A 23,007-nucleotide genomic window follows, 5' to 3' on the forward strand; every position below is an offset into this window, starting at 1 on the left:
TTTATTAGTAATTCCTCATTCTTCATCCTTCATTAAAGCGGCTCTTCATGAGCAATGACTTTCATCTGGCAATTCTTGCAATCAAAAGACAAGCGGAAACGCTTGCCGTCCGTCCCAACCAAATAATAAGGTTCCCTATAAGGAGAATGTCCTTTCTGATAGGTGGGACACCATCCCATACTGAAACGCAGGCAATGTTTGCAGAACATGAGTACAGCATCCGGAACCGCTTGTGCCTCGTAAGCAGGTGCTATGGACGACAACCCGTGCTCACGGTAGAAACTCCGGGCAGCACCGTTCATCACATTACCCAGATAGGTCAGCGAAGTAGCCGGGAAAGCATGGCTGGTCGGTTTCCAAACAGCCAGCTCACGACGATAAGTAACACGCCGAGCCGCAATCAGCTTATCTATCACCTGCCGGCGCCAGTCCGCCACCGCAGAAGCAGGAAGGAACCAGTTAGCAGAAAGATTGAGCCTGATGCCCGAAGCATCTTCAGACAAATATCCTGCTATCTCAAAAGGAGTATTCCCCAACTTACCCAGCTGATTACGCAGATTATCCACCTGCGGTGTACGTGCCAACTCTTTCGGATAAGGGAAAGAGAGCGTCACGCGGTTATCATCCTCGTCCGCAGCCGTCAGGCTAAACCCGAAAGAAGTATCTGACAACTCCCAACAAACACCGATTTTACGTTCGGAGGATTTGCGGGTAAGAATACGTTCAAACTCCTGGTCGAAGTTACGATAAAGTCGGGTACGGGGTTTGATACGAGGCACTTCCCCTGCCGGATAGAGTTTGTTACCATCCACCCGGTTGATGCGGAAACCTTGCAAACGTCCCTGCTCATCAAGAAAACAGACACCGTCTCCGTTGTGGAAAGGCTTTACGCCTGCCACCGTGAGATATCCCCCGCGCTGTTCCTTCAAAGTGCCCATCTCCTCTCCCAAAGATTTGGGCGTATCGAACGAAGTGATCTCCCCTCCCCTTCCTTGCAGGAAATAATGGGTGAAACCGCGGCTGAAACTCTTGTCCAACTGTGGCTGGAAATCGAAACGGCAGGTGCCCGAAGAAGCACGGGCATATTCCTTGCGACGGGCAAAAATGGCATCGAGCTTCCTACGGTAAGCCGCCGTCACATTCTTCACATAGTTCACATCCTTCAAGCGGCCTTCTATCTTCAGCGAAGTGGCTCCGGCATCCAGCAGTTCTTCCAACACCTCGCTTTGGTTGAGGTCCTTCAAAGAAAGCAGATGCTTATTACGCACAATGGTCTTGCCATCGGCATCTACCAGACTGAAGGGTAAACGGCAGAATTGCGCACATTCCCCCCGGTTGGCACTCCGTCCGAAACAAGCCTGGCTGACATAGCACTGCCCGCTATAACTGACGCAAAGAGCCCCGTGTACAAAGACTTCGAGCGGCACGTCGGGACACGCCTCATGGATACCGCGTATCTCCTGCAAAGAAAGTTCGCGTGCCAACACCACCTGACGGAAACCGGCATCGGCAAGGAAACGTACTTTCTCCGGCGTACGGTTATCCATCTGCGTACTGCCATGCAACGGAATGGGCGGCAAATTCAACCGCGTAATCCCCATATCCTGTACAATCAGTGCATCCACACCGATGCGGTACAGCTCCCAAATCATCCTCTCCGTCTCTTTCAGCTCTTCTTCTTTCAGAATGGTATTGACCGTCACATAGATACGGGCATTATACAGATGGGCATGCTCCACCAAAGCGGCAATATCCTCCAAAGAGTTGACAGCAGCCGCACGCGCACCGAACTTGGGTGCACCGATGTATACCGCATCTGCCCCATGATTCACTGCTTCTATGCCACACTCCAAATTCTTGGCAGGAGCCAGCAGCTCTATTTTACGTTGCTTTATCATCGTTTAGTTACGAGTAACTCACCCTATTTCATTAATATTATACGGCGTCTCCTGATATACAAAATAATTCAGCCAATTGGAGAACAACAGATTGGCATGGGCACGCCAACGCACCAGCACTCCTTTGTCCGGGTCATCGTCCACATAGTAGTTACGGGGTATCTCAATGGGCAGGCCCTTATTCAAGTCACGGCGATACTCTGTATCCAATGTCAGCGGGGAGTATTCCGAATGGCCGGTCACGAAGAACTCACGCCCTCCACGGGCCACCGCCATATATACACCAGCATCCTCCGACTCGGAAAGCAGCGTCAATTCCGGAACCTTCTGTATATCTTCCCGGCGCACTTCCGTGTGGCGGCTATGCGGCACATAGAACATATCATCAAATCCACGGAAAATGGGATGCAACGGTTGCAAGGTACGATGTTCAAAGATACCGAACATCTTCTTATCCAGTGCATACTTCGGCACTCCATAATGATGATAGAGCCCTGCCTGCGCCGCCCAGCAGATGTAGAGCGTAGAGGTGACATGCGTACGCGCCCAGTCGAAGATTTCAGTAATCTCATCCCAATAAGTCACCTCCTCAAAATCCATCTGCTCTACCGGAGCACCGGTGATAATCATGCCATCGTACTTTTCACCGCGCATCTTGTCGAAATCCGTATAGAATGTTTTCATGTGTTCTATCGGAGTGTTCTTGGAAGTATGGCTTTTTATCTTCATGAACGAGATTTCCACCTGAAGCGGAGTATTGGAAAGCAGACGCACCAGGTCCGTTTCCGTTGTAATCTTTAGCGGCATCAAGTTCAGAATCACGATACGCAGCGGACGGATATCCTGCTGGGTTGCCCGGGAATTGTCAATGACAAAAATATTCTCCTCTTTCAGCAACTCGATAGCGGGTAGTTTATCGGGTAAATTTAAAGGCATGAGTTTATATCTATGGTTTAACTTATTACTGTCTACGATTTTAGCGTGTAAAGTTAGGCAAAAAATCAGAGTGTGATAAATAAATTATAAAAGTTTTATCGATTTATCCCTCTTCATTTAACACGTTTAATTACATTTGTACCCGAAACCTATTAAAAGTTATTAAAAATAAGATTAAAAAGCACTGCGGCATCAAGCGTGATACTGATAATTAGCATCCAAAAGCGTAAAAGACTTTTCCATACCGGTTATAGCTCTGCTAAATCCACATTTTTAAGACAAGGTTCATTGAGTATAATTGGGAAAGCGGAAAAACCGTTGCCCCACAATAATAATATAATGAAGAAACTTATTCTTGCAAGAGGAGTCTTGGCTGCCTCTTTATTCTGCTGCATGTCCTTAGGGAATACAGCTTGTGTGAACCGGATTGACGAAGAATCAGAAGCGGAAATCGAGGAAGGGACGACACCTATCACGTTCTCTATCAAAATGGAAAAGGCCAGTACCAAGGTCACAAACACCGCCTTTGAAAAAGGAGACAGAATGGGCTTGTTTGCAACCACTTCCTCCGGCTCCATCAAGGGAAAACGGTATATTGACAATCTGGCCCTGGAATATACGGAAGGCTCCACACTAGTTCCCAAAAAGACAGTATTCTATCCGGAAGGAGATGTGTCACTGGACTTTATCAGTTACCACCCTTACCAAACCGAAGGGGTAGCTGCCGGTACACCCGTTCTTCCCGTATCTGTGCAGATAGACCAGAGCAATGAGAAAAACCGCGCACAAAGTGACTTCTTGGTAGCTAAAGCGCAAGGAATCACCAGTAAAACCAAATCTGTAACCCTGGAGTTCCAACACAAGCTGTCCAAACTGGCAATCTCTCTGACACCCGACGCAAGCAACTCTGCCAATGATTTGCTGAAAGCCAATCCGCGTATCATCGCAACCGGGCTCAAGACCTCGGCCGATTATAATCTGGAAGACGGGACTTTCAGTAATCTTACGGGGACACAAGACATCATAGCCTCCGGCGAATGGAGCGTCAAAGACAACAAACTTACCGGCAAGGAATTCATCATCATACCCCAAACGATAAATGATGGCAAGCAATCCTTCATTATGGAGTGGAGCGGACGTATATACAGTTGTGCAATACCCGAAGTGGAAATGAGTAGCAGCACGCAATGTATCATTAACATATCAGCCATGCAGAGCAACAGCAACGTACTGAGCAGTTTTGCCGGAAAAATCAAGGAATGGAGCAGCCTCCCTCCCATCGACACCGACAATATGGAAGATTACACTGCCATACATATCTCCGCTCTCTCCTTTTCTCTTTCAAATGTGTACAGAATTTATCACGAAGGGATACCCATTGCAGAAGTCTGCAAGGAATATCTCAAATCAGCGTCATTGACTTCCAGAGCCGTTATAGCCTATCCCATAGGCGAAAATGAAAAGACCGACCTGAGCAATGGAGTCATCCTACAGCTTGCAGACCGTAAAGACACCATCTGCGGAGGAAGAATAAGCTGGAATACAGACGACTATGGATTTACCTACACTAAAGGGGAATATACCGGCATAGACAAGCTCTATATAGACAATAACCATAAGCTACTTCTGGATAAACCGGAAAACGCCATCAAAGTGAATGTGGCATGCTACACCCTTCGAGACATCAGAAAAGGAGTGTCTACCGAATACCCCATTGTCAAGATTGGAGCCCAATACTGGATGGGTAAAGAGCTCCATGCCACCACCTACCGTGACGGAGCTCCCTTGAAAAAACAGAGTGACTTGGGAACAGACAAAGCCGGATATTACAAGCCGGACAAATATGACATTTATTTTTACAATGGAGAATCCATACTGGCAGGAGAGCTGGCTCCCGAGGGCTGGAAAATTCCATCGGATGCAGACTGGGAACAGCTGAAAAACTACACCGGCAACGATGCCTCCATACTAAAAGCAGGAGAATGGCAGGCAATGGTATCCGGTGAAGTTGCCCCCGTCAACAACCATACCCGGTTCAATGCTTTCCCGGTAGGAATGTGGTACAACAAAGGACACAACAGCCCCAATAAAATGACCGCCTTTTGGAGTTGGGATCATACAAAGCATACCCTTTCGGAAAGCACCATTTATTTTCTCGGCGAAAGCGACGAGTTTGTATCAAGCGCTGCCCATGTCACCGGCAAGCCCTACTATAAAGCTCTTTCCATCCGCTGTATAAAAGAATAGCCGGCAATTTCGGCATTTCTCATTTCTTTTTTGTATTTTTGTTCCCAATGTGCAAGATTTTTGCCAATCGGACAAAGATAACGAAAGAGAAATGAGAGTAATCGACCTGATAAACAGTAACGAAAAAACAGCTTTTTCCTTTGAAATATTGCCACCACTGAAAGGTACGGGCATCGAAAAGCTGTATCAAACCATAGATACGTTACGGGAATTCGACCCCAAATACATCAACATCACCACGCACCGCAGCGAGTACGTGTACAAAGACCTCGGCAACGGATTGTTCCAGCGAAACCGCCTGCGCCGCCGCCCCGGCACCGTAGCCGTAGCTGCTGCCATCCAGAACAAGTACAACATCACCATGGTGCCGCACATCCTTTGCAGCGGCTTCACCCGCGAGGAGACGGAGTACGTGCTGCTCGACCTGCAATTCCTCGGCATCACCGACCTGCTGGTGCTTCGTGGCGACAAGGCAAAGCACGAATCCTCTTTTATCCCCGTGGGCAACGGTTACCACCACGCCGTCGAACTACAAGAGCAAATCAACAACTTCAATAAAGGTATTTTTGTGGACGGCTCCGAGATGAAAGTTACCAATACCCCGTTTTCATACGGTGTGGCGTGCTATCCGGAAAAGCATGAAGAAGCCCCCAACATGGATACAGACATCTACTGGCTGAAGAAAAAAATGGAAATGGGTGCAGAGTATGCCGTGACCCAGCTCTTCTACGACAACCGGAAATATTTCGACTTCGTGGAACGTGCCCGTCAAGCCGGTGTCACCATCCCGATTATCCCGGGCATCAAGCCCTTCAAGAAGCTGTCACAACTCAGCATAATACCCAAGACGTTCAAGGTAGACTTGCCCGAGGAACTGACCCAAGAGGTTCTGAAGTGCAACACCGATGCGGAAGCTCAGCAAGTGGGTATCGAATGGTGCGTGCAGCAGTGCAAAGAGCTGATAGCCCATGGCGTCCCAAGCCTCCACTTCTACTCGGTAGGAGCCACAGACAGCATCAGGGAAGTAGCCAAACAAATCTACTAAACAATAGATAATCGATAGTTGACAATTGACAACTGGCAGTGTCACAAGTAATAACTTATAACTAATTAACCCGTGTTCAGTTTCAAGGACATAATAGGCCAAGAGGCAGCCAAACAAAGGCTGATACAAGAAGTGCAGGAAGGACGTATTCCCCACGCACAACTTTTCTGTGGCCCTGCCGGAGTAGGAAAACTCCCATTGGCACTTGCCTATGCCCGCTACATCTGCTGTCCCAACCGGACGGAAACCGATGCCTGCGGTACTTGTCCCTCCTGCGTGAAATGGAACAAGTTGGTGCACCCGGACGTACACTTCGTATACCCTATCGTCAAGAGTGCCAAAGGGAAAAAGGAAGTCTGCGACGACTATATCGCCAACTGGCGGCACCTGCTGCTGAACAGCCCCTACTTCGGACTGAACCATTGGCTGAACGAGATGGATGCCGAAAACGGACAAGCCATCATCTATGCCAAGGAAAGCGACGAGATAACCCGCAAGCTGAGTCTGAAATCCAGTGAAGGAGGTTACAAAGTCACCATCGTATGGCTACCCGAAAAGCTGCATGAAGTATGCGCCAACAAGCTGCTGAAACTGCTGGAAGAGCCACCCGAGAAAACGATATTCCTCCTCATCTCCGAAGCTCCGGAAATGATACTGCCCACCATCCTCAGCCGCACGCAGCGCTTCAACATTCCCAAGATTGAAGAAGCCGACATAGCCGAAGCCCTGCAGCAGAAGTACGGAGTGCAGCCCCGCGACAGCGAGACGATAGCCCATCTGGCAAACGGAGACTTCATCAAAGCATTGGAGACCATCCATCTGAACGAAGAGAACGAACTGTTCTTCAACCTCTTTGTCAGCCTGATGCGACTCTCCTACCAGCGCAAGATACGGGAAATGAAACAATGGAGCGAGCAGCTTGCCGCCATGGGACGCGAACGGCAGAAGAACTTCCTGGACTACTGCCAGCGTATGACCCGCGAGAACTTCATCTACAACTTGTACCGCAAGGAGATGAACTACATGACGCTGCCCGAACAGAACTTCGCCACCCGCTTCGCCCCCTTTGTCAACGAGCGTAACGTCGTGGGTATCATGGACGAACTGAGTGAAGCGCAGCGCCACATCGAGCAGAACGTGAACGCCCGCATGGTGTTCTTCGACTTCTCCCTCAAAATGATTGTTTTATTGAAACAATGAAAAGTGGCAAGACAATGAAATGCAAAGTATCAAATCGTAAATAGTAAATAGTCAAATCGTAAATAAACAGATGATGGAATTTAAACTACATAATGGAAGCGGAGGCCTGTGCTGCAAGAGTTGCGGCAGGCAGGACAAGCAACTGAACACCTACGACTGGCTGGCCGACATACCGGGCAATGCCGATGAGAGCGAGCTGGTGGAAGTTCAGTTCAAGAACACCCGCAAGGGATATTTCCGCAACAGCAACAAGATACCCCTGGAGAAAGGCGACATCGTAGCCGTAGAAGCCACCCCCGGACATGACATCGGCGTGGTGACCCTAACCGGACGCCTCGTGCCGCTGCAAATGAAGAAAGCCAATATCAAGTCCGAGGCAGACATCAAACGCATCTACCGCAAGGCGAAGCCCGTAGATATGGAGAAGTACAACGAAGCAAAAGCCCGCGAGCACGCCACCATGATACGCTCGCGCCAGATTGCCCTGGACCTCAACCTCAACATGAAGATTGGTGACGTGGAATACCAGGGAGACGGCAACAAAGCCATCTTCTACTACATCGCCGACGAGCGTGTGGACTTCCGCCAGCTCATCAAGGTCCTTGCCGACGCCTTCCGCGTGCGCATCGAGATGAAACAGATTGGCGCCCGCCAGGAAGCCGGACGCATCGGTGGCATCGGTCCCTGCGGACGCGAACTCTGCTGCGCCACCTGGATGACCTCCTTCGTATCGGTATCCACCAGCGCGGCGCGCTTCCAGGACATTTCACTGAATCCGCAGAAGCTTGCCGGACAATGCGCCAAACTGAAGTGCTGCCTCAACTACGAAGTAGACTGCTACGTGGAAGCACAGAAACGCCTGCCCTCACGCGAGATTACCTTAGAGACCAAAGACGGTGAGTTCTTCTTCTTCAAAGCCGACATTCTGAGCAACCAGATAACCTACTCAAGCGACAAGAACATCCCCGCCAACCTGGTGACCATCAGCGGCAGACGCGCCTTCGAGATTATCGGTTTGAACAGACGTGGCATCAAGCCCGACAGCCTGATAGAAGAAACCCATCGTTCCGAACCCAAAAAGCCGGTGGACTTGCTGGAACAAGAGAGTCTCACTCGCTTTGACCGCAACCGGAAAGGCAAGAGTGGCAGTGACGGCAACGGTGGCGAGAACAGCAACAACAGCCGTAACAAGAGAAAGAAAAAGAGTGGAAACGGTCGTCCGCAAGGAGGTGAGCAGCAGGGTGCTCCGCAATCCAACAACCAGAGAGAACAATCCAGGCAAGACCGGCAACCGAGACAGAAACAAGACCGGCAAGCACCCAAACAAGGTGAACAGCAACAAGGCGAACGTCAACAACGGAACAATAACAACCGTCGTCCGCCCCGTAACAATAAGCCCAAACCTCAAGGTGAAAGACCTGCCCAAAATGACAAACCAGCTCAAGAATAGGAATCTCTGCCTGAAAGGTATCATACTACTGTTTGTCGCAAGCCTGCTGAGCGCTTGCGACAAACAGACTGTATACCATTCCTTCCAATCCCTTCCCACCGAAGGCTGGCTGCGCGAAGACACGCTCTCTTTCGACGTGAAGGTCACCGACTCACTGACCTACTACAAACTGTCTTTGGAAGTTCGTAACCGAAGCAACTACCCCTATCAGAATCTACCTCTATCCATCTGCTACACCACCGCAGATTCCATTCCGTCACCCACGGACACCATACAGCTAATCCTCGCGGACAAAGAAGGAATCTGGAAAGGTGACGGCTGGGGAGGTCTCTATCAGACTGCCGTCTCCGCAGGAAGCGTTCGAATCGGCAAACCCGGCACCTACCTCTTTAAAGTGGCCTATACGCTACCGGACGAAAGGCTGCAAGGAATCAATGACATCGGCATCAAACTGAAGAGATAGGAACTCCCTATTGTTCTTTATTACCTTCTTCTAACAACCACCTCAGTCTCCCACTCACGTCTCCTTGAAGCGGAAACGGGCGGGGTATCATAACTTGCCCTCTTACCTCATAGCGTAACGTCTTTTACGCCAGGATGTAACGACCGTTACACCAGCATGTAAAGGGCGTTACAATATAGCGTAAAAGTCGTTACGATACAGCGTAAAGGACGTTACAATGCGGTGTAACGGCCGTTACATTACGATGTAAACAATGTGTAAATGCAATGTAATGATAATCAAGTCCATTCGTATGTCCCACAAGGAAACGGTCATAACTAAATTCGACGATTACGTCCCGCATCAATCCGCAGAAAGATAAACAGCAGGATTGTGAATCCCCAGAGAGAAGAACCTCCGTAACTGAAGAAAGGCAACGGGATACCGATGACGGGGGTCAGCCCCAGCACCATGCCTATATTGATGAATAGATGGAACAAGAATATACTAAGCACAGAATAACCATACACCCGGCCAAAGGGAGATTGCTGCCGCTCGGCCACGACAATCAGCCGTAAAATAAGAATAAGGAACAGTAACAGTACAGCCGTAGACCCTACGAATCCTTCCTCCTCACCCACGGTGCAAAAAATGAAGTCCGTATCTTGCTCCGGCACATACTTCAGCTTTGTCTGCGTACCATTCAAGAAACCTTTGCCGGTCAGCCCCCCGGAGCCGATGGCTATCTTCGACTGGTTCACGTTATAGCCGGCACCAGCAAGGTCCTCTTCCATACCGAGCACCACCTTGATACGTATCTGTTGATGGGGCTCCAGCACTTTATTGAAGAAGTAGTCGCTGGAGTAGAGGAAACCTATCGAACCCAAAGCAAACAGCCCAATCAGAAAATAAGATAAATGGCGCTCGCTTAAAGAAAGAAAGACAAGATACCCGACAACAAGTGCACAAAGCCCCCACTGCACCCACACCAAGTTGAAGGGTACCACGTATTCCGAAATCAGATAAGCCACGAGCAGCACTCCCAGCGAACCGCCGATAATATTCCGTGTGGGTTCCCAACGCTTTTTATAAACCCACACCATACCTCCGGCAAAGAGCAGTACCATCAGCAGTACGGCAAATTCCCCGATAGGCGTCGGTGTATCGGCAATCATCACCGCATCAAAACGGATGCCCACCACAAAGTAGGCCACTGCACATATACCCGAGAACAGTACCACGCCCGGCATTCCCTCCCGATAAAGCATCAGGAAAAATGCAGAGTACACCAATGCCGAACCCGTCTCCCGCTGTAGGATAATCAGCAACATGGGGAAGAGAATCAGGAAAGCCAACATAAGGGAGCTTTTCCAATTCTTCATCGTAAACGAGTAGGCGCTCATATACTTGGCAAGCGCCAGCGCCGTGGCAAACTTGGCAAACTCCGCCGGCTGCAAACTGACCGGCCCCAGGATGAGCCACGACCGCGACCCTTTCGTGTCGGGCGCAATGAATATCGTGACAATCAGCAACAGCATCAGCCCTATATATATAAGGTAGGAGAACATGTCATAGAGGGAATCATCCAGCATCAGCAGCACAAACCCCAGCCCGAAGGAACATATAATCCAGACAAACTGCTTGCCGGCACGCGTAGAGAAGTCCAGAAAGTCACGGTCACCATAATCATAACTCGCCCCACAGACACTGAACCAGCCGAATACAATCAGCAGCAGGTAAACGACAATCGTCACCCAGTCCAATGATTTCCATATGCTATCTCTCCTTGTCACCAATTTATTTACGATTTTACGATTTACTATTTACTATTGAAGTCACTCACCGTTCATCCCTACCCCCTAATCCTTAATCCCCAACCCCTCATCATCATCTCTCCTCATCTCCGTAAAGTATCACCCGGTTACTGAATTCTTCCGCCCGTATCTCATTCTCGGGCGACAGCTTTCCATGCAGATACTGGTCCATCATCATGGCACCGATAGGTACGCCATACGTGGCACCGAAACCACCGTTCTCCACATAGACGGCAATGGCTATCTTAGGGTTGTCCATCGGGGCAAAGCCCATAAAGACAGAATGGTCCTTGCCGCGGTTCTGTGCCGTGCCCGTCTTTCCGCAGACCTCCACACCCGGCAGGATGGCTCCCGCCATGCGGCAAGTGGCGCTACCCGTACTTCCGTCTACAGCGGCACGCATGCCTTTCACCACCATTTCATAATATTCGCGGTCGATGGTGGGATAACGGGGATTGCGATAGATGCTGTCCAGTTCATTGTCTTCTATCTCCTTCACGATGTGCGGAGTAATGAAATGCCCCCGGTTGGCAATGGTGGCACCCAGATTGGCTATCTGCAACGGGGTGGCGAGAATCTCTCCCTGCCCGATGGAGATACTAATCACCGTCAGACCGTTCCACGAACCCCGATAGGGCTTGTCGTAGAACTTTGCATTCGGTATCAGTCCACGCTGTTCGCCGGGGAGGTCGGTACCGAGCCGATAGCCGAAGCCCTGCGATACCATGTGGTCTTTCCATACGGTAATGGCATTCTGCGGCGAACCGTATTTTTTATCACCGAACATGCGATACAATCCCCAACAGAAATAGGAATTACAAGAGGTAGCGATGGCAGGAATCAGCGACAGAGGCGAACCATGTCCGTGACATCCCACATGAAGGCCTTTATGATTGAAACCATGCGCACAAGGGAAAGTCGGATAATCTTCGTGGATAATCCCTTCCTGAAGGAAGGTCAGCGCCTGCGCCGTCTTGAAGGTGGAGCCCGGCGGATAAGCTCCCATGATGGCACGGTTCAACAAAGGCTTCCGCTTGTCCATCTGCAGCAGGCGGTGGTTCTTTCCCCGCTGGCGCCCTATCATCAGATGAGGGTCAAAGGTAGGCGAGGAAACCATACATAGTATCTCACCCGTAGCCGGTTCGATGGCCACAATGGCACCGATTTTGTGTTGAAGCAGTCGTTCTCCCAACATCTGAAGGTCAATGTCGATGCCCAACGTCAGGTTCTTGCCGGGTACGGAGGAACGGTCCAACTGTCCGTCCATGTAGTGTCCCTGGATGCGCCCGTGAGCGTCACGAAGCAGAATCTCCACCCCCTTCTCTCCACGCAGATACTTTTCATAGGATTTCTCGATGCCTTGCTTGCCTATATAGTCTCCGCGAATATAATAGTCATCGTTCTCAATGTCTTTCTTGGACACTTCGCCGATGTCTCCCAGCAAATGGCCGGCAGAGTTATAGGTATATTGACGGATAGTACGCCGCTGAATATAGAAACCTGGAAATTTGAACAGCTTCTCCTGAAACACACCGCACTCTTCGGCAGAAAGCTGCGTCATGAACACCTGATGGGTGTATTTGGAATAACCGGGGTTCATCCAGCGGTTCTTGACGTCCTTCATCCGTTTGTCAAACTGCTCACGGGTAATGTTCAAGGCACTGCAAAGGTCGAGTGTATCCAGCTGCGTCACCTCCCGAGGCACAAACGTAATATCATAGGCAGGCTGGTTAAACACGAGCAACTTACCGTTACGGTCGTAGATAGCCCCCCGTGATGGATATTGTATCTTGTTCAGAAAAGCGTTGCTGTCCGCGTTCTTCTTGTAGTCATCAGTCATGATTTGCAGGTCGAACAGCCGGAACACGTAAATAAGAACGATGACAATAGCCGCCGCTCCAATTACATATTTCCGCTTTTCCAGTGTATAGTCTTTCATCAATTCCTAATCCTTAATCCCTTTATCCTTTCTTTCTTATTCCCTCAACAGCCATAATGCAGGTCACAGTAAGCAGGGTACTTGCCGCAATTCTCAACAACAGCGTACCAATATGGGCAAAAGAGAAGAATTCGAGGGTAAGCAACAAGCCGTGATGTATCAGCACACTCACAACCAGATATTTCAGGAAAGGAAGAATCCCCATTGTACGGATGGCCGGAACCAGTGTATCCAGCGTGTCACGAGGCACGAACAGCCGCAGGAAAGTGGGGCGCAAGAAAGCCAGCAACACCGTAGCGGCAGCGTTCATCCCCGGTGTGTCGGAAAAGACGTCGACAGCCAGCCCTAAAAAGAATGCCCACAACATCAACGCATTGCGGGGAGTGTCCGACTCAAACTTCAGTATCAAGTAGATATACAGAAATGGAGTGGCATATCCTGCAATATGCACATTGTTCAATATCAGCACCTGCAACAGTACCAAGCCTATGAACCATCCTATTTTATGCAGATAATTAATTAACAACGCTAATGAGTTATAAGTTACGAGTTACAAGTTATTGAGTGTATAAGTTATAAGATATAAAGATGATTAATCCCTAATCCTTAACCCCTAATCCCTAATTTCTTAGTCACTTCTCGTCTGCCCTCGACTCCAATGCCTTTTGTTCATCCTGCCCGTTGCGGGAAATGACGCGCACATTGCTCACCTTTCCAAAGTCCGTAGCCAGCTTTATCTTCAACAGATACGAAAGCCCGTCGTGCGAGTCAGACATGTCATCCACCGTCCCCACCATGACACCTTCTGGAAACACGGTGGAATAGCCGCTGGTCACTACTGTATCTCCCAGATTGAATTCGGCATGCCGGGGCAAATCCTTCAGATAGGCAAAACGGGAATTACCTCCCTCCCACTTCAAATAACCGAAATAATCACTGCCCACAATCTTACAGCTGATGCTTGACTTGCTGTTCAGCAACGGAATGACCAACGAGTAATGGGGAGAGGTCTTATACACAATACCCACCACGCCATTGGCATCTACAACTCCCATCTCAGGACGGATACCTTCTGTTGTTCCACGGTCTAAAGTGATATAATTGTCAGCCTTGTTCAAGCTGTTCTTTATGACATTCGCCTTGAATATCTGATACTCCGTAGGAGCAAGCCGTTCCATGCTGTACAACCTGGCGGAGTCCAATCCTTTCTCCTTCAAGACATTTTCCAGAAACGAAAGCCGCTGCTCCAGCCACATGTTGCGGTCGAGCAGGTCTTCGTTGGCCGTCTTCAAGTGGAAATAGGAAGTGATGCCACCCGATATTTCATAAACCTTCCCCGCCACGCCATTGGCAGAGGTGAAATACACACTCTGCTGGTAATGATTAAAGCGAAATAATAAAATAAAACTGGCAACCTCTAACAGAAGAAAGAGGAACCAGTAATTATATTTAATGAGAAAGTTTAATAAATTTCGCATTACCGCATCAAGAATGAGAAGCGGTCAACGTTCTTCAATGCCACGCCCGTACCTTTGGCAACGGCATGCAAGGGGTCTTCCGCAATGTGGAACGGTATGTTTATTTTATCAGTCAGACGCTTATCCAGTCCACGAAGCAATGCACCGCCACCGGCAAGATAGATACCGTTGTGAACGATGTCGGCATACAATTCGGGAGGCGTATTTTCCAATGCGCTCAAGATGGCTGTCTCAATCTTAGAGATAGACTTCTCCAAGCAATGCGCCACTTCCTGATAGCATACCGGCACTTCCATGGGCAATGCCGTGATGCGGTTCGGACCATGAACGATATAGTCTTCAGGAGCATCCTCACCGAGTTCCGTCAAGGCAGCACCCACATTAATCTTAATACGCTCAGCCATACGCTCGCTGACCTTCACGTTGTGCTGGCGGCTCATGTATTCCTGAATATCGGCAGTCAGGTCGTCACCGGCAATGCGGATGGAGTTGTTACTTACGATACCTCCCAAAGAGATAACGGCAATTTCCGTAGAACCACCACCTATGTCAACAATCATGTTGCCTTCGGGAGCCTCTACATCGATACCGATACCGATGGCAGCAGCCATCGGCTCGAAAATCAAATAAACGTCGCGCCCGCCGGCATGCTCGGCAGAGTCGCGCACGGCACGCAGCTCCACTTCGGTACTGCCCGAAGGAACACCAATCACCATGCGGAGTGACGGAGAGAAAAGACGGTTACGGTTGTTCACCATCTTGATAAGTCCACGTATCATCTGCTCGCAGGCATAGAAGTCGGCAATCACACCATCGCGCAACGGACGGATGGTACGTATGTTTTCGTGGGTCTTTTCGTGCATCATCTTTGCCTTGTCACCCACGGCAATCATCTTATCGGTACGACGGTCCAAAGCCACCACCGAAGGCTCATCCACCACAATCTTGCCATTCGTGGTGATGATGGTATTGGCTGTGCCAAGGTCCATCGCTATTTCTTGTGTAAAGGAGAATAATCCCATTAATATTTACGATTTAACTATTTACGATTTACGATTGATATTCCTCTTGTTTACAATTTGAGATTCAGACTTACGATGTAACTTCAATCGTAAATCGTAAATCGTCAAATCGTAAATCCGAATTAGTGTTTAAAGTGACGGAATCCCGTAGTCACCATGGCGATGCCATGCTCGTTGCAATATTCAAACGAGAGTTCATCCTTGATGCTTCCACCCGGCTGGATGACGGCTGTTACGCCTTCATTGCCGGCAATTTCCACGCAGTCGGGGAAAGGGAAGAATGCGTCACTTGCCATTACAGCGCCATTCAAGTCGAAACCGAAGTTTTTGGCTTTCTCGATAGCCTGCTTCAAAGCATCCACACGGCTGGTCTGACCTACACCACTTGCCAACAACTGCTTTCCTTTTGCCAGCACAATGGCATTCGACTTACTGTTCTTCACAATCTTGTTTGCAAAGAGCATATCCTCAATTTCCTGTGCAGTGGGAGCCTTCGTAGTTACAGTCTTCAATTCTTCAGGAGTTTCCACCTTAAGGTCGCGGTCCTGAACCAATACGCCATTCAGCAAAGAACGGAACTGCTTCTTAGGCAGAGCTGCCGGCTTGCGGACCAGGATAATACGGTTCTTCTTCTGACCGAGGATTTCCAACGCATCCACATCATAATCGGGAGCGATAATCACCTCAAAGAAAATTTTATTGATTTCTTCGGCAGCAGCCTTGTCAATCACGGCATTAGTAATGAGCACACCACCAAAAGCGGATACCGGGTCACCGGCAAGCGCATCGTTCCATGCTTCGAGCACAGTGGGACGTGAAGCCAGTCCACAAGCATTATTATGCTTCAGGATAGCGAAAGTCGTATCCTTGAATTCGTCAATCAAGTCAACGGCAGCATTGATGTCGAGCAGGTTGTTATAAGAGATTTCCTTACCGTGAATCTGGTCGAACATAGCATCAATATTGCCATAGAAATAACCTTTCTGATGCGGATTCTCACCATAGCGTAAAGTCTTCTGGCTGTTGGCAGAACAACGGAAAGCGGAACCTTCCTCGCCATCGAAATAGTTGAAGATGGCAGAATCATAGTGTGAAGACACTCCGAAAGCCTCTTTGGCAAACCAACGGCGTTCTTCGATGGTAGTAGTGGCTCCGTGTTCCATCAGCATGTCGCGGAACGGTTGATATTGTGCTTGCGAAGCGATGATAACCACGTCGTTGTAGTTCTTGGCTGCGGCACGAATCAGGGAGATACCGCCTATGTCAATCTTTTCGATGATGGCAGGTTCTTCGGCACCACTGGCAACGGTAGCCTCAAACGGATAGAGGTCAACAATGACGAGGTCTATTTCGGGGATTTCATATTTTTCAATCTGTTGCATGTCTTGCTCCAATCCGCGGCGGCAAAGAATACCTCCAAAAACCTTCGGATGCAAAGTCTTCACGCGTCCGCCCAGGATGGAAGGGTATGTAGTGAGGTCTTCCACTGCCTTGCAGGGATAACCCAGGGATTCTATAAACTGACGGGTTCCACCGGTTGAGAGGAACTCTACACCTTCTTCATGCAGTTTGGTAATGATTTCGTCCAAACCTTCCTTATGGTAAACAGATACCAGAGCTGTTTTGATTCTTTTTGTTTCAGACATGGATTTGCGTATTAAAGTATGCGTATATTAGTATTTGATGCGCAAAGTTACAAATTTTGTTTATTCATACATACATTCATACACAATAAATTAGGTATAATTAAAAAAGGCGGCATCTGTTTCCAGTCTGCCGCCTTTTTTTAAGGGTTATTTTGTTGGTTTACCAAATAGATACACGTTTTGCTACCGGCAAGAACATCGGGTCTTTTTCTGTCACGTTGAATGCCTCATACCAAGCACCGATTTGCGGCAATGCACCGTTTACGCGCCATTCGCCCAATGAGTGCACATCACTCTTCGTGCGGTTCAGCACTTCTTCGGGACGGATATCATTGGCCCATACACCTGCGTATGCCAGGAAGAAACGTTGTTCGGGAGTAAGACCATCCAGCACCGGCAGCGGATTGGCAGCCGTAACTTTCTTGAATGCCTGATAAGAAACCTGCAGACCACCGTGGTCGGCAATATTCTCACCCAATGTCATGCGTCCGTTGGCATATACGCCCGGAGCAACCTCGATGCTATCGAAGAAGTTCACCATCACCTGAGCACGCTCGTCAAAGTTCTTGGCATCTTCAGCAGTCCACCAGTCTTTCAGGTTACCGTCCTTGTCGTACTGGCGACCCTGGTCGTCGAATCCGTGAGTCATCTCATGACCGATTACCACACCGATGGCACCATAGTTGAAGGCATCATCCGCATTCATATCGAAGAAAGGATATTGCAGGATACCGGCGGGGAAACAGATTTCGTTCGTAGTCGGGTTATAGTAAGCGTTGACGGTCTGCGGAGTCATCAGCCATTCGTCCTTATCCACCGGCTTGCCGGCCTTGGCTATCATTTCGGCATGGCTCCACTCGTTGGCACGTTCCATGTTTGCCCAGTAAGAGTCGTTTTTGATTTCCAGTGTGGAGTAGTCTTTCCAAGTGTCGGGATAACCAATCTTCACATGGAAGGTAGCCAGTTTCTCCAGAGCTTTCACCTTAGTGGAATCACCCATCCAAGCAAGATTCTGGATACGTTCGCCCAGGCTTTCCTGCAAGTTCTTCACCAAAGTCACCATACGCTCCTTGGCAGCAGCAGGGAAATATTTCTCCACGTACATCTGACCTACAGCTTCGCCCAGCGCGCTGCTTACAGTGCTTACCGCTCTCTTCCAGCGGGGCTGCATCTCCTGTGTACCGCTCATGGTGCGGCTGTAGAAGTCGAAGTTCTGTTCTGCCATAGCATCGTTCAGCAAGCTTGCAGCAGAATCAATCAATTTCCATTGCAGATAAAGGCTCTGCTGTTCAATGGGCAGCGTATCCAGAATATCGGCAGCAGCTTTCAGTGAAGCGGGCTGGCCTACGATGATTTCCTTCACATCCTTCAAGCCCATGGCAGACAAATAAGCATCCCAATCGAAAGTAGGATAATTCTTCTTCAACTCTTCCATGCTCATCTTGTTATAATTGGCATGCGGGTCACGCAACTCCGTACGAGAGCGGAAAGCCTTGGCAAGACGTGTTTCCACATCCATCACCACCTCCATACCTTTCTTGGCAGTAGCCTCGTCGAAACCAGCCAACTGATACATCTTCTGTACATGTGTACGGAAAGCATCACGAATTTTGGCAGTAGCCTCATCATTCTCCAGATAGTATTCACGTTCGCCCATGCTCAGCCCGGTCTGATAGGTCTGTACAGCATTCATGCTACTGTTCATTTCGTCAGCGCCAACATACAGCACGTTGTAGGCGATGATACCCTTCTTCTGCATATCGCCCAGCAAGGCATAAAGCTCCTTCTTGTCCTTCAAAGCAGCCAGCTGGTCGAGTTCAGCCTTGATGGGGGCTACACCGTCCTTGTTCAGCTTCACGCTGTCCATCACGATTTTGTACAAGTCACCGATTTTTTGTGCCACGCTGCCGGCTTCGTGCTGGGTGGCGGCAAGCTCTTCAATCAGTCCTTGAATCTGCTTGCGGTTGTTTTCTGCAAGGATAGTAAAAGAACCGTACTGTGAGTATTCAGCAGGAATCGGATTGTTCTTCATCCAACCGCCACATGCGTATTGGTAAAAGTCAGTTCCGGGTAGAGCCGTTGTGTCAAGATTGGCGAGCTGGATGCCTGCTGTAAGTTCAGCCTGCTGCTTGCCGGTGTTGCAGGATGCCGTCATCAGACAGAATGCTGCAATGGGTAACAAATGATTTGCTTTCATAAATATATAAAATATAATAGTTAGTGATTCTCCAACTCTACAGTAGCCGCGTCCCACTCTTCCATCACGCGGTCAAGCTGCTCTTTCAGTTTTTGGTGCTGCTCATAAAGCGACATGTCCGAAGCACCTTCCGGTGTGGCCATCCTGGCCTCAAGAATGGCAATGGCAGCCTCCGTCTGCTCTATCTCCGCTTCACAATCGGCAACGCGACGTTCCAGTTTCTTGAGCTTCTTATTAAGCTCCTTCTGCTCCTCATAAGAGAGTTTGGCTGCCGAGGGTTGAACCGGTTCTGCACCAGCATTTCTCGATGCCGCCTTACCGGCAGTGGGCGAAGCGGAAAGTGAAGGGGATTTCTGTAACTCATTCAGGCTCTCTATCTGCTTCTTTTGCAGGAAATCATAAATTCCTCCCAGATGTTCCTTCACCAGTCCGCCACCAAACTCGTACACTTTAGTCGCAAGTCCGTCCAGAAAATCACGGTCATGGCTGACTATTATCACCGTTCCGTCAAAATCGCGGATAGCCTCCTTCAGTACATCTTTGGAACGCATGTCAAGATGATTCGTAGGTTCGTCGAGAATCAGAAAATTCACCGGCTCCAACAGCAGTTTTATCATGGCAAGCCGGGTACGCTCTCCACCGCTGAGCACCTTCACCTTTTTATCCGAAGCCTCACCGCCGAACATGAAAGCACCTAGAATATCACGGATTTTGAGGCGGATATCCCCTACGGCCACGCGGTCAATCGTATCGAATACAGTCAGGCTCTCATCCAAAAGCTGTGCCTGGTTCTGGGCAAAATATCCAATCTGCACATTATGTCCCAGTGTAAGCTTACCGGTATAATCCGTAATCTCACCCATAATACACTTTACAAGCGTAGACTTACCTTCGCCGTTCTTACCGACAAAAGCAACCTTCTCTCCTCGGTTGATAGTCAAATTCACATCGTGGAAAACAACGTGCCCACCGTAGGATTTCTCCATATCCTCGCAGATAACGGGATAATTACCGCTACGGCTACTGCAAACAAACTTCAGGCGCAAAGAGGAGTTGTCTTCCTCATCCACTTCGATGCGCTCTATCTTTTCGAGCTGCTTGATGCGGCTCTGCACTTGCACAGCCTTGGTAGCTTTGTACCGGAAACGTTCGATGAAATCTTCCGTATCTTGTATCTGCTTCTGCTGATTCTCGTAAGCACGTAGTTGCTGCTCCCGGCGCTCCTTGCGAAGCACCACAAACTCATCGTATTTCACTTTATAGTCGTAAATGCGTCCACAAGTTATTTCGATGGTACGCGTAGTGACATTGTTCAAAAAGGCGCGGTCGTGGCTGACAAGCACCACCGCATTGGCACGGGTGGAAAGGAAGTTCTCCAACCACTGGATACTCTCGATGTCAAGGTGGTTGGTAGGCTCGTCGAGCAGCAACACATCCGGACGGCGAAGCAACAGCTTGGCAAGCTCTATACGCATACGCCAACCACCGGAAAACTCGCTTGTAGAGCGGTCAAAGTCCTCGCGGCTGAAGCCCAGCCCTTGGAGCGTGCGCTCTATTTCGGCACGGTAGTTGGTGCCGCCCATCATCAGAAAACGTTCGTTTTCGTGAGTGAAGCGGTCAATCAGTTTCTGGTAATCCTCGCTGTCGTAATCGGTACGTTCGGCAAGTTGCCGATTCATGCGTTCGATGCCCGCCTGCATCTCAAAAATATGCTCGAAGGCAAGTTCAGCCTCCTGCATTACGGTGCGCTTGTCACTGAGTATCATCACTTGGGGCAAATACCCGATAGTACATTCGCGAGGAACGGCAACAATGCCGGCAGTGGGCTGCTGAATGCCAGCCAATATCTTGAGCATGGTGGACTTACCGGCACCATTCTTGCCGACAAGAGCTATACGGTCTTTCTTATTGATAACATAAGAGACGTCTTCGAACAGAGGAGTGACATTAAATTCTACCTTCAGTCCTTCTACAGATATCATAGTGTCAATGAATTTATCGTTCAAGACTGCAAAGGTAGCGATTTTCAACGTTATACAATATCATACGCTCACATAATTACATCAAATATCCAAGAAAGAGAACACTACTCCCGCATTTCCTGCGGAAGGACAATTGCAAAGCGGCTCCCCTTGCCAAGAGTTGAAGCCACTTCTATTTTTCCATGAAACCTTTCAACGATAGTCCTGCAAATGGCCAATCCCAATCCCGTGCCCTGCACAAAAGCATCTCCCTTATAGAAACGTTCAAAAATGTGCGCCAGAACTTCTTCCGACATGCCAGTTCCCGTATCTTCCACAAAGACTTCCAATGTAGCAAAGTCCTTCAGCCTATACCCTATGGTTATGCGTCCTTCAGCAGTGAACTTCACCGCATTATTGATAAGATTGTTGACAACTTGCCCCAAACGCGTAGGATCTGTATAGATAACTGCCGCCCGGTCCGGAAGGTCTAGCAGTAGCTCCACTCCTTTCCGAAGATTCATCTTCTGCGCACTGTAAATGCTTTCCAATATGCCATTTAAAGAAACCTTCTCAAAATGGAATTCCATCGTGTTCGATTCTATCTTGGACAAATCCAGAATATCTGAAATCAACACCATTAACAACTGGCTGTTCTTTTCAATCAAAGACGTAAATTCCATAATCTCCTGCCGCGACAAGTCGGCATCCCCACAAGCCAGTAGTGTAGAGAAGCCCACAATGGCATTTAGTGGCGTACGTATCTCGTGGCTCATATTAGCAAGAAATACGCTCTTCAACTCATCGCTACGTTGCGCTTTCTGCAAAGCCTCGTTCAATTTATTCTCCGTATCCTTGTATTTCTGCGTACTCATGCAAATACCGATGATACGGAACGGCAAATCCGTCAATTGTCCCACATAGGTAGATTGCGCCTCAAACCACTCCCACTTGCCGTCTCCCCTCCGTAGACGGTATTCCACTGGGCGTTCGTACAAATTACCACGCAACTGTAAAGCCAAAGCATCAAACACTCCCTTCCGGTCGTCCGGATGAATCAGAAATGCGAATTCCTCAGGCGTCAGCGTATAGTCACGCGTAGGAATCCCCAAATATTCAAAATAACGCGGTTCTATAATCATCAGATTATGTTCCATGTCGAAAGACCATTGAAATATCTGGGTGCGGCTCAGCGCAATATTCAGCAAATGCTTCTGTGTCCGTTCTTCCAACACATTCCTAAAATAGAGTACAATCCTCACCAATTGTCCATCTTCATGAATTCCCACCATAGCACCTTGTATCAGAAAACTGATACCACTCTTTAATTCACGTATAAAGCAATTGGTATCCAAGGGAATAATCCGTACATCCCTCTCCCGAAGTTGCAGCAAAAGGGCTTCCAACACATTCTTTTTATCACATACCACTTCCAATAAGTCAGTGATATGCCGCCCTATCACATGCTCATTCAATTGGAGTTCATTCATCACCTGCTGATTCAGACGCCAGATACAATCTTCCAAATCAATCATAATAATGCTGACGGGCCATGAGTTGAACAACTGCTCGGAGATGGCATTTATTATACGTACTTCTTGAGGAACATTCGGATTCATCAGAATTGTTTTATCATACAAGGAGCAAAGTTCGGGCTAAAATGCTTATGCCACAAACAAACCCTTATAAATCAATATTCCGTTTTAGCATGTATATATTCTATTATTCACAA

General features: G+C 48.8%; 16 protein-coding genes. 5 read left to right on the top strand and 11 right to left on the bottom strand.

The features are described 5' to 3' along the window. Window positions 1–32: 32 nt before the first annotated feature. Both DW096_RS13445 and metA read right to left on the bottom strand, forming a co-directional pair. Window positions 33–1,898, bottom strand: a complete 1,866-nt coding sequence (locus DW096_RS13445) for a U32 family peptidase (protein ID WP_118931137.1) — start codon at window positions 1,896–1,898, stop codon at window positions 33–35. A gap of 18 nt (window positions 1,899–1,916) precedes the next feature. After that, complete coding sequence (metA, locus tag DW096_RS13450; RefSeq protein WP_005828529.1) at window positions 1,917–2,834, bottom strand: homoserine O-succinyltransferase; 918 nt, start codon at window positions 2,832–2,834, stop codon at window positions 1,917–1,919. Between the two features lie 339 nt (window positions 2,835–3,173). On the opposite strand from metA, the gene DW096_RS13455 reads away from it, so the two are divergent. From DW096_RS13455 to DW096_RS13475, 5 genes are all read left to right on the top strand, one after another. After that, window positions 3,174–5,081: a fimbrillin family protein gene (locus tag DW096_RS13455; protein ID WP_034525653.1), complete on the top strand. Its 1,908-nt coding sequence runs from the start codon at window positions 3,174–3,176 to the stop codon at window positions 5,079–5,081. 91 nt (window positions 5,082–5,172) lie between these two features. After that, a complete protein-coding gene (gene metF / locus DW096_RS13460; RefSeq protein WP_008665978.1) occupies window positions 5,173–6,126 on the top strand; it encodes a methylenetetrahydrofolate reductase [NAD(P)H] in 954 nt (317 codons plus the stop codon). 72 nt (window positions 6,127–6,198) lie between these two features. After that, window positions 6,199–7,326: a DNA polymerase III subunit delta' gene (gene holB, locus DW096_RS13465; RefSeq protein ID WP_117963524.1), complete on the top strand. Its 1,128-nt coding sequence runs from the start codon at window positions 6,199–6,201 to the stop codon at window positions 7,324–7,326. Between the two features lie 73 nt (window positions 7,327–7,399). Then, a complete protein-coding gene (ricT, locus tag DW096_RS13470; protein WP_171030125.1) occupies window positions 7,400–8,776 on the top strand; it encodes a regulatory iron-sulfur-containing complex subunit RicT in 1,377 nt (458 codons plus the stop codon). Then, complete coding sequence (locus DW096_RS13475) at window positions 8,754–9,239, top strand: gliding motility lipoprotein GldH (protein WP_005828535.1); 486 nt, start codon at window positions 8,754–8,756, stop codon at window positions 9,237–9,239. Before ricT ends, DW096_RS13475 begins: the two co-directional genes overlap by 23 nt. A 317-nt stretch (window positions 9,240–9,556) precedes the next feature. On the opposite strand, the gene rodA is transcribed toward DW096_RS13475, so the two are convergent. From rodA to DW096_RS13520, 9 genes are all read right to left on the bottom strand, one after another. Continuing rightward, complete coding sequence (gene rodA / locus DW096_RS13480) at window positions 9,557–11,014, bottom strand: rod shape-determining protein RodA (RefSeq protein WP_009037257.1); 1,458 nt, start codon at window positions 11,012–11,014, stop codon at window positions 9,557–9,559. 91 nt (window positions 11,015–11,105) lie between these two features. Further along, the gene (mrdA, locus tag DW096_RS13485) at window positions 11,106–12,974 is read right to left on the bottom strand and encodes a penicillin-binding protein 2 (RefSeq protein ID WP_034525656.1); all 1,869 of its coding nucleotides are present in this window, start codon (window positions 12,972–12,974) and stop codon (window positions 11,106–11,108) included. Window positions 12,975–12,993: 19 nt separating this feature from the next. Continuing rightward, window positions 12,994–13,497: a rod shape-determining protein MreD gene (mreD, locus tag DW096_RS13490; RefSeq protein WP_005828540.1), complete on the bottom strand. Its 504-nt coding sequence runs from the start codon at window positions 13,495–13,497 to the stop codon at window positions 12,994–12,996. Between the two features lie 106 nt (window positions 13,498–13,603). Then, complete coding sequence (mreC, locus tag DW096_RS13495; protein WP_005828542.1) at window positions 13,604–14,449, bottom strand: rod shape-determining protein MreC; 846 nt, start codon at window positions 14,447–14,449, stop codon at window positions 13,604–13,606. Further along, on the bottom strand, window positions 14,449–15,471 hold the full coding sequence (locus DW096_RS13500) for a rod shape-determining protein (RefSeq protein ID WP_005828544.1): 1,023 nt from the start codon (window positions 15,469–15,471) through the stop codon (window positions 14,449–14,451). Before DW096_RS13500 ends, mreC begins: the two co-directional genes overlap by 1 nt. Window positions 15,472–15,593: 122 nt before the next feature. Then, a complete protein-coding gene (gene purH / locus DW096_RS13505) occupies window positions 15,594–17,117 on the bottom strand; it encodes a bifunctional phosphoribosylaminoimidazolecarboxamide formyltransferase/IMP cyclohydrolase (protein WP_009037258.1) in 1,524 nt (507 codons plus the stop codon). Window positions 17,118–17,277: 160 nt separating this feature from the next. Continuing rightward, window positions 17,278–19,314, bottom strand: coding sequence for a M13 family metallopeptidase (locus DW096_RS13510; RefSeq protein ID WP_118931138.1), 2,037 nt, complete (start codon window positions 19,312–19,314; stop codon window positions 17,278–17,280). Window positions 19,315–19,334: 20 nt separating this feature from the next. Continuing rightward, window positions 19,335–21,296 (bottom strand): ABC-F family ATP-binding cassette domain-containing protein, encoded by a 1,962-nt coding sequence (locus DW096_RS13515; RefSeq protein ID WP_120028815.1) that lies wholly within the window; start codon window positions 21,294–21,296, stop codon window positions 19,335–19,337. A gap of 104 nt (window positions 21,297–21,400) precedes the next feature. Beyond that, on the bottom strand, window positions 21,401–22,894 hold the full coding sequence (locus tag DW096_RS13520; protein ID WP_044468188.1) for an ATP-binding protein: 1,494 nt from the start codon (window positions 22,892–22,894) through the stop codon (window positions 21,401–21,403). Between the last annotated feature and the right edge of the window lie 113 nt (window positions 22,895–23,007).

Source organism: Bacteroides sp. AM07-18, from assembly GCF_003602695.1.
Classification (GTDB): domain Bacteria; phylum Bacteroidota; class Bacteroidia; order Bacteroidales; family Bacteroidaceae; genus Bacteroides; species Bacteroides uniformis.

What these genes read in the sequence shown, in the direction of transcription:
- DW096_RS13475 (WP_005828535.1), top strand. Translation starts at nt 8,754, where the DNA reads ATGACAAACCAGCTCAAGAATAGGAATCTCTGCCTGAAAGGTATCATA.
- DW096_RS13520 (WP_044468188.1), bottom strand. Translation starts at nt 22,894, where the DNA reads ATGAATCCGAATGTTCCTCAAGAAGTACGTATAATAAATGCCATCTCC.
- DW096_RS13445 (WP_118931137.1), bottom strand. Translation starts at nt 1,898, where the DNA reads ATGATAAAGCAACGTAAAATAGAGCTGCTGGCTCCTGCCAAGAATTTG.
- metF (WP_008665978.1), top strand. Translation starts at nt 5,173, where the DNA reads ATGAGAGTAATCGACCTGATAAACAGTAACGAAAAAACAGCTTTTTCC.
- metA (WP_005828529.1), bottom strand. Translation starts at nt 2,834, where the DNA reads ATGCCTTTAAATTTACCCGATAAACTACCCGCTATCGAGTTGCTGAAA.
- DW096_RS13515 (WP_120028815.1), bottom strand. Translation starts at nt 21,296, where the DNA reads ATGATATCTGTAGAAGGACTGAAGGTAGAATTTAATGTCACTCCTCTG.
- mreC (WP_005828542.1), bottom strand. Translation starts at nt 14,449, where the DNA reads ATGCGAAATTTATTAAACTTTCTCATTAAATATAATTACTGGTTCCTC.
- DW096_RS13510 (WP_118931138.1), bottom strand. Translation starts at nt 19,314, where the DNA reads ATGAAAGCAAATCATTTGTTACCCATTGCAGCATTCTGTCTGATGACG.
- DW096_RS13500 (WP_005828544.1), bottom strand. Translation starts at nt 15,471, where the DNA reads ATGGGATTATTCTCCTTTACACAAGAAATAGCGATGGACCTTGGCACA.
- purH (WP_009037258.1), bottom strand. Translation starts at nt 17,117, where the DNA reads ATGTCTGAAACAAAAAGAATCAAAACAGCTCTGGTATCTGTTTACCAT.
- ricT (WP_171030125.1), top strand. Translation starts at nt 7,400, where the DNA reads ATGGAATTTAAACTACATAATGGAAGCGGAGGCCTGTGCTGCAAGAGT.
- DW096_RS13455 (WP_034525653.1), top strand. Translation starts at nt 3,174, where the DNA reads ATGAAGAAACTTATTCTTGCAAGAGGAGTCTTGGCTGCCTCTTTATTC.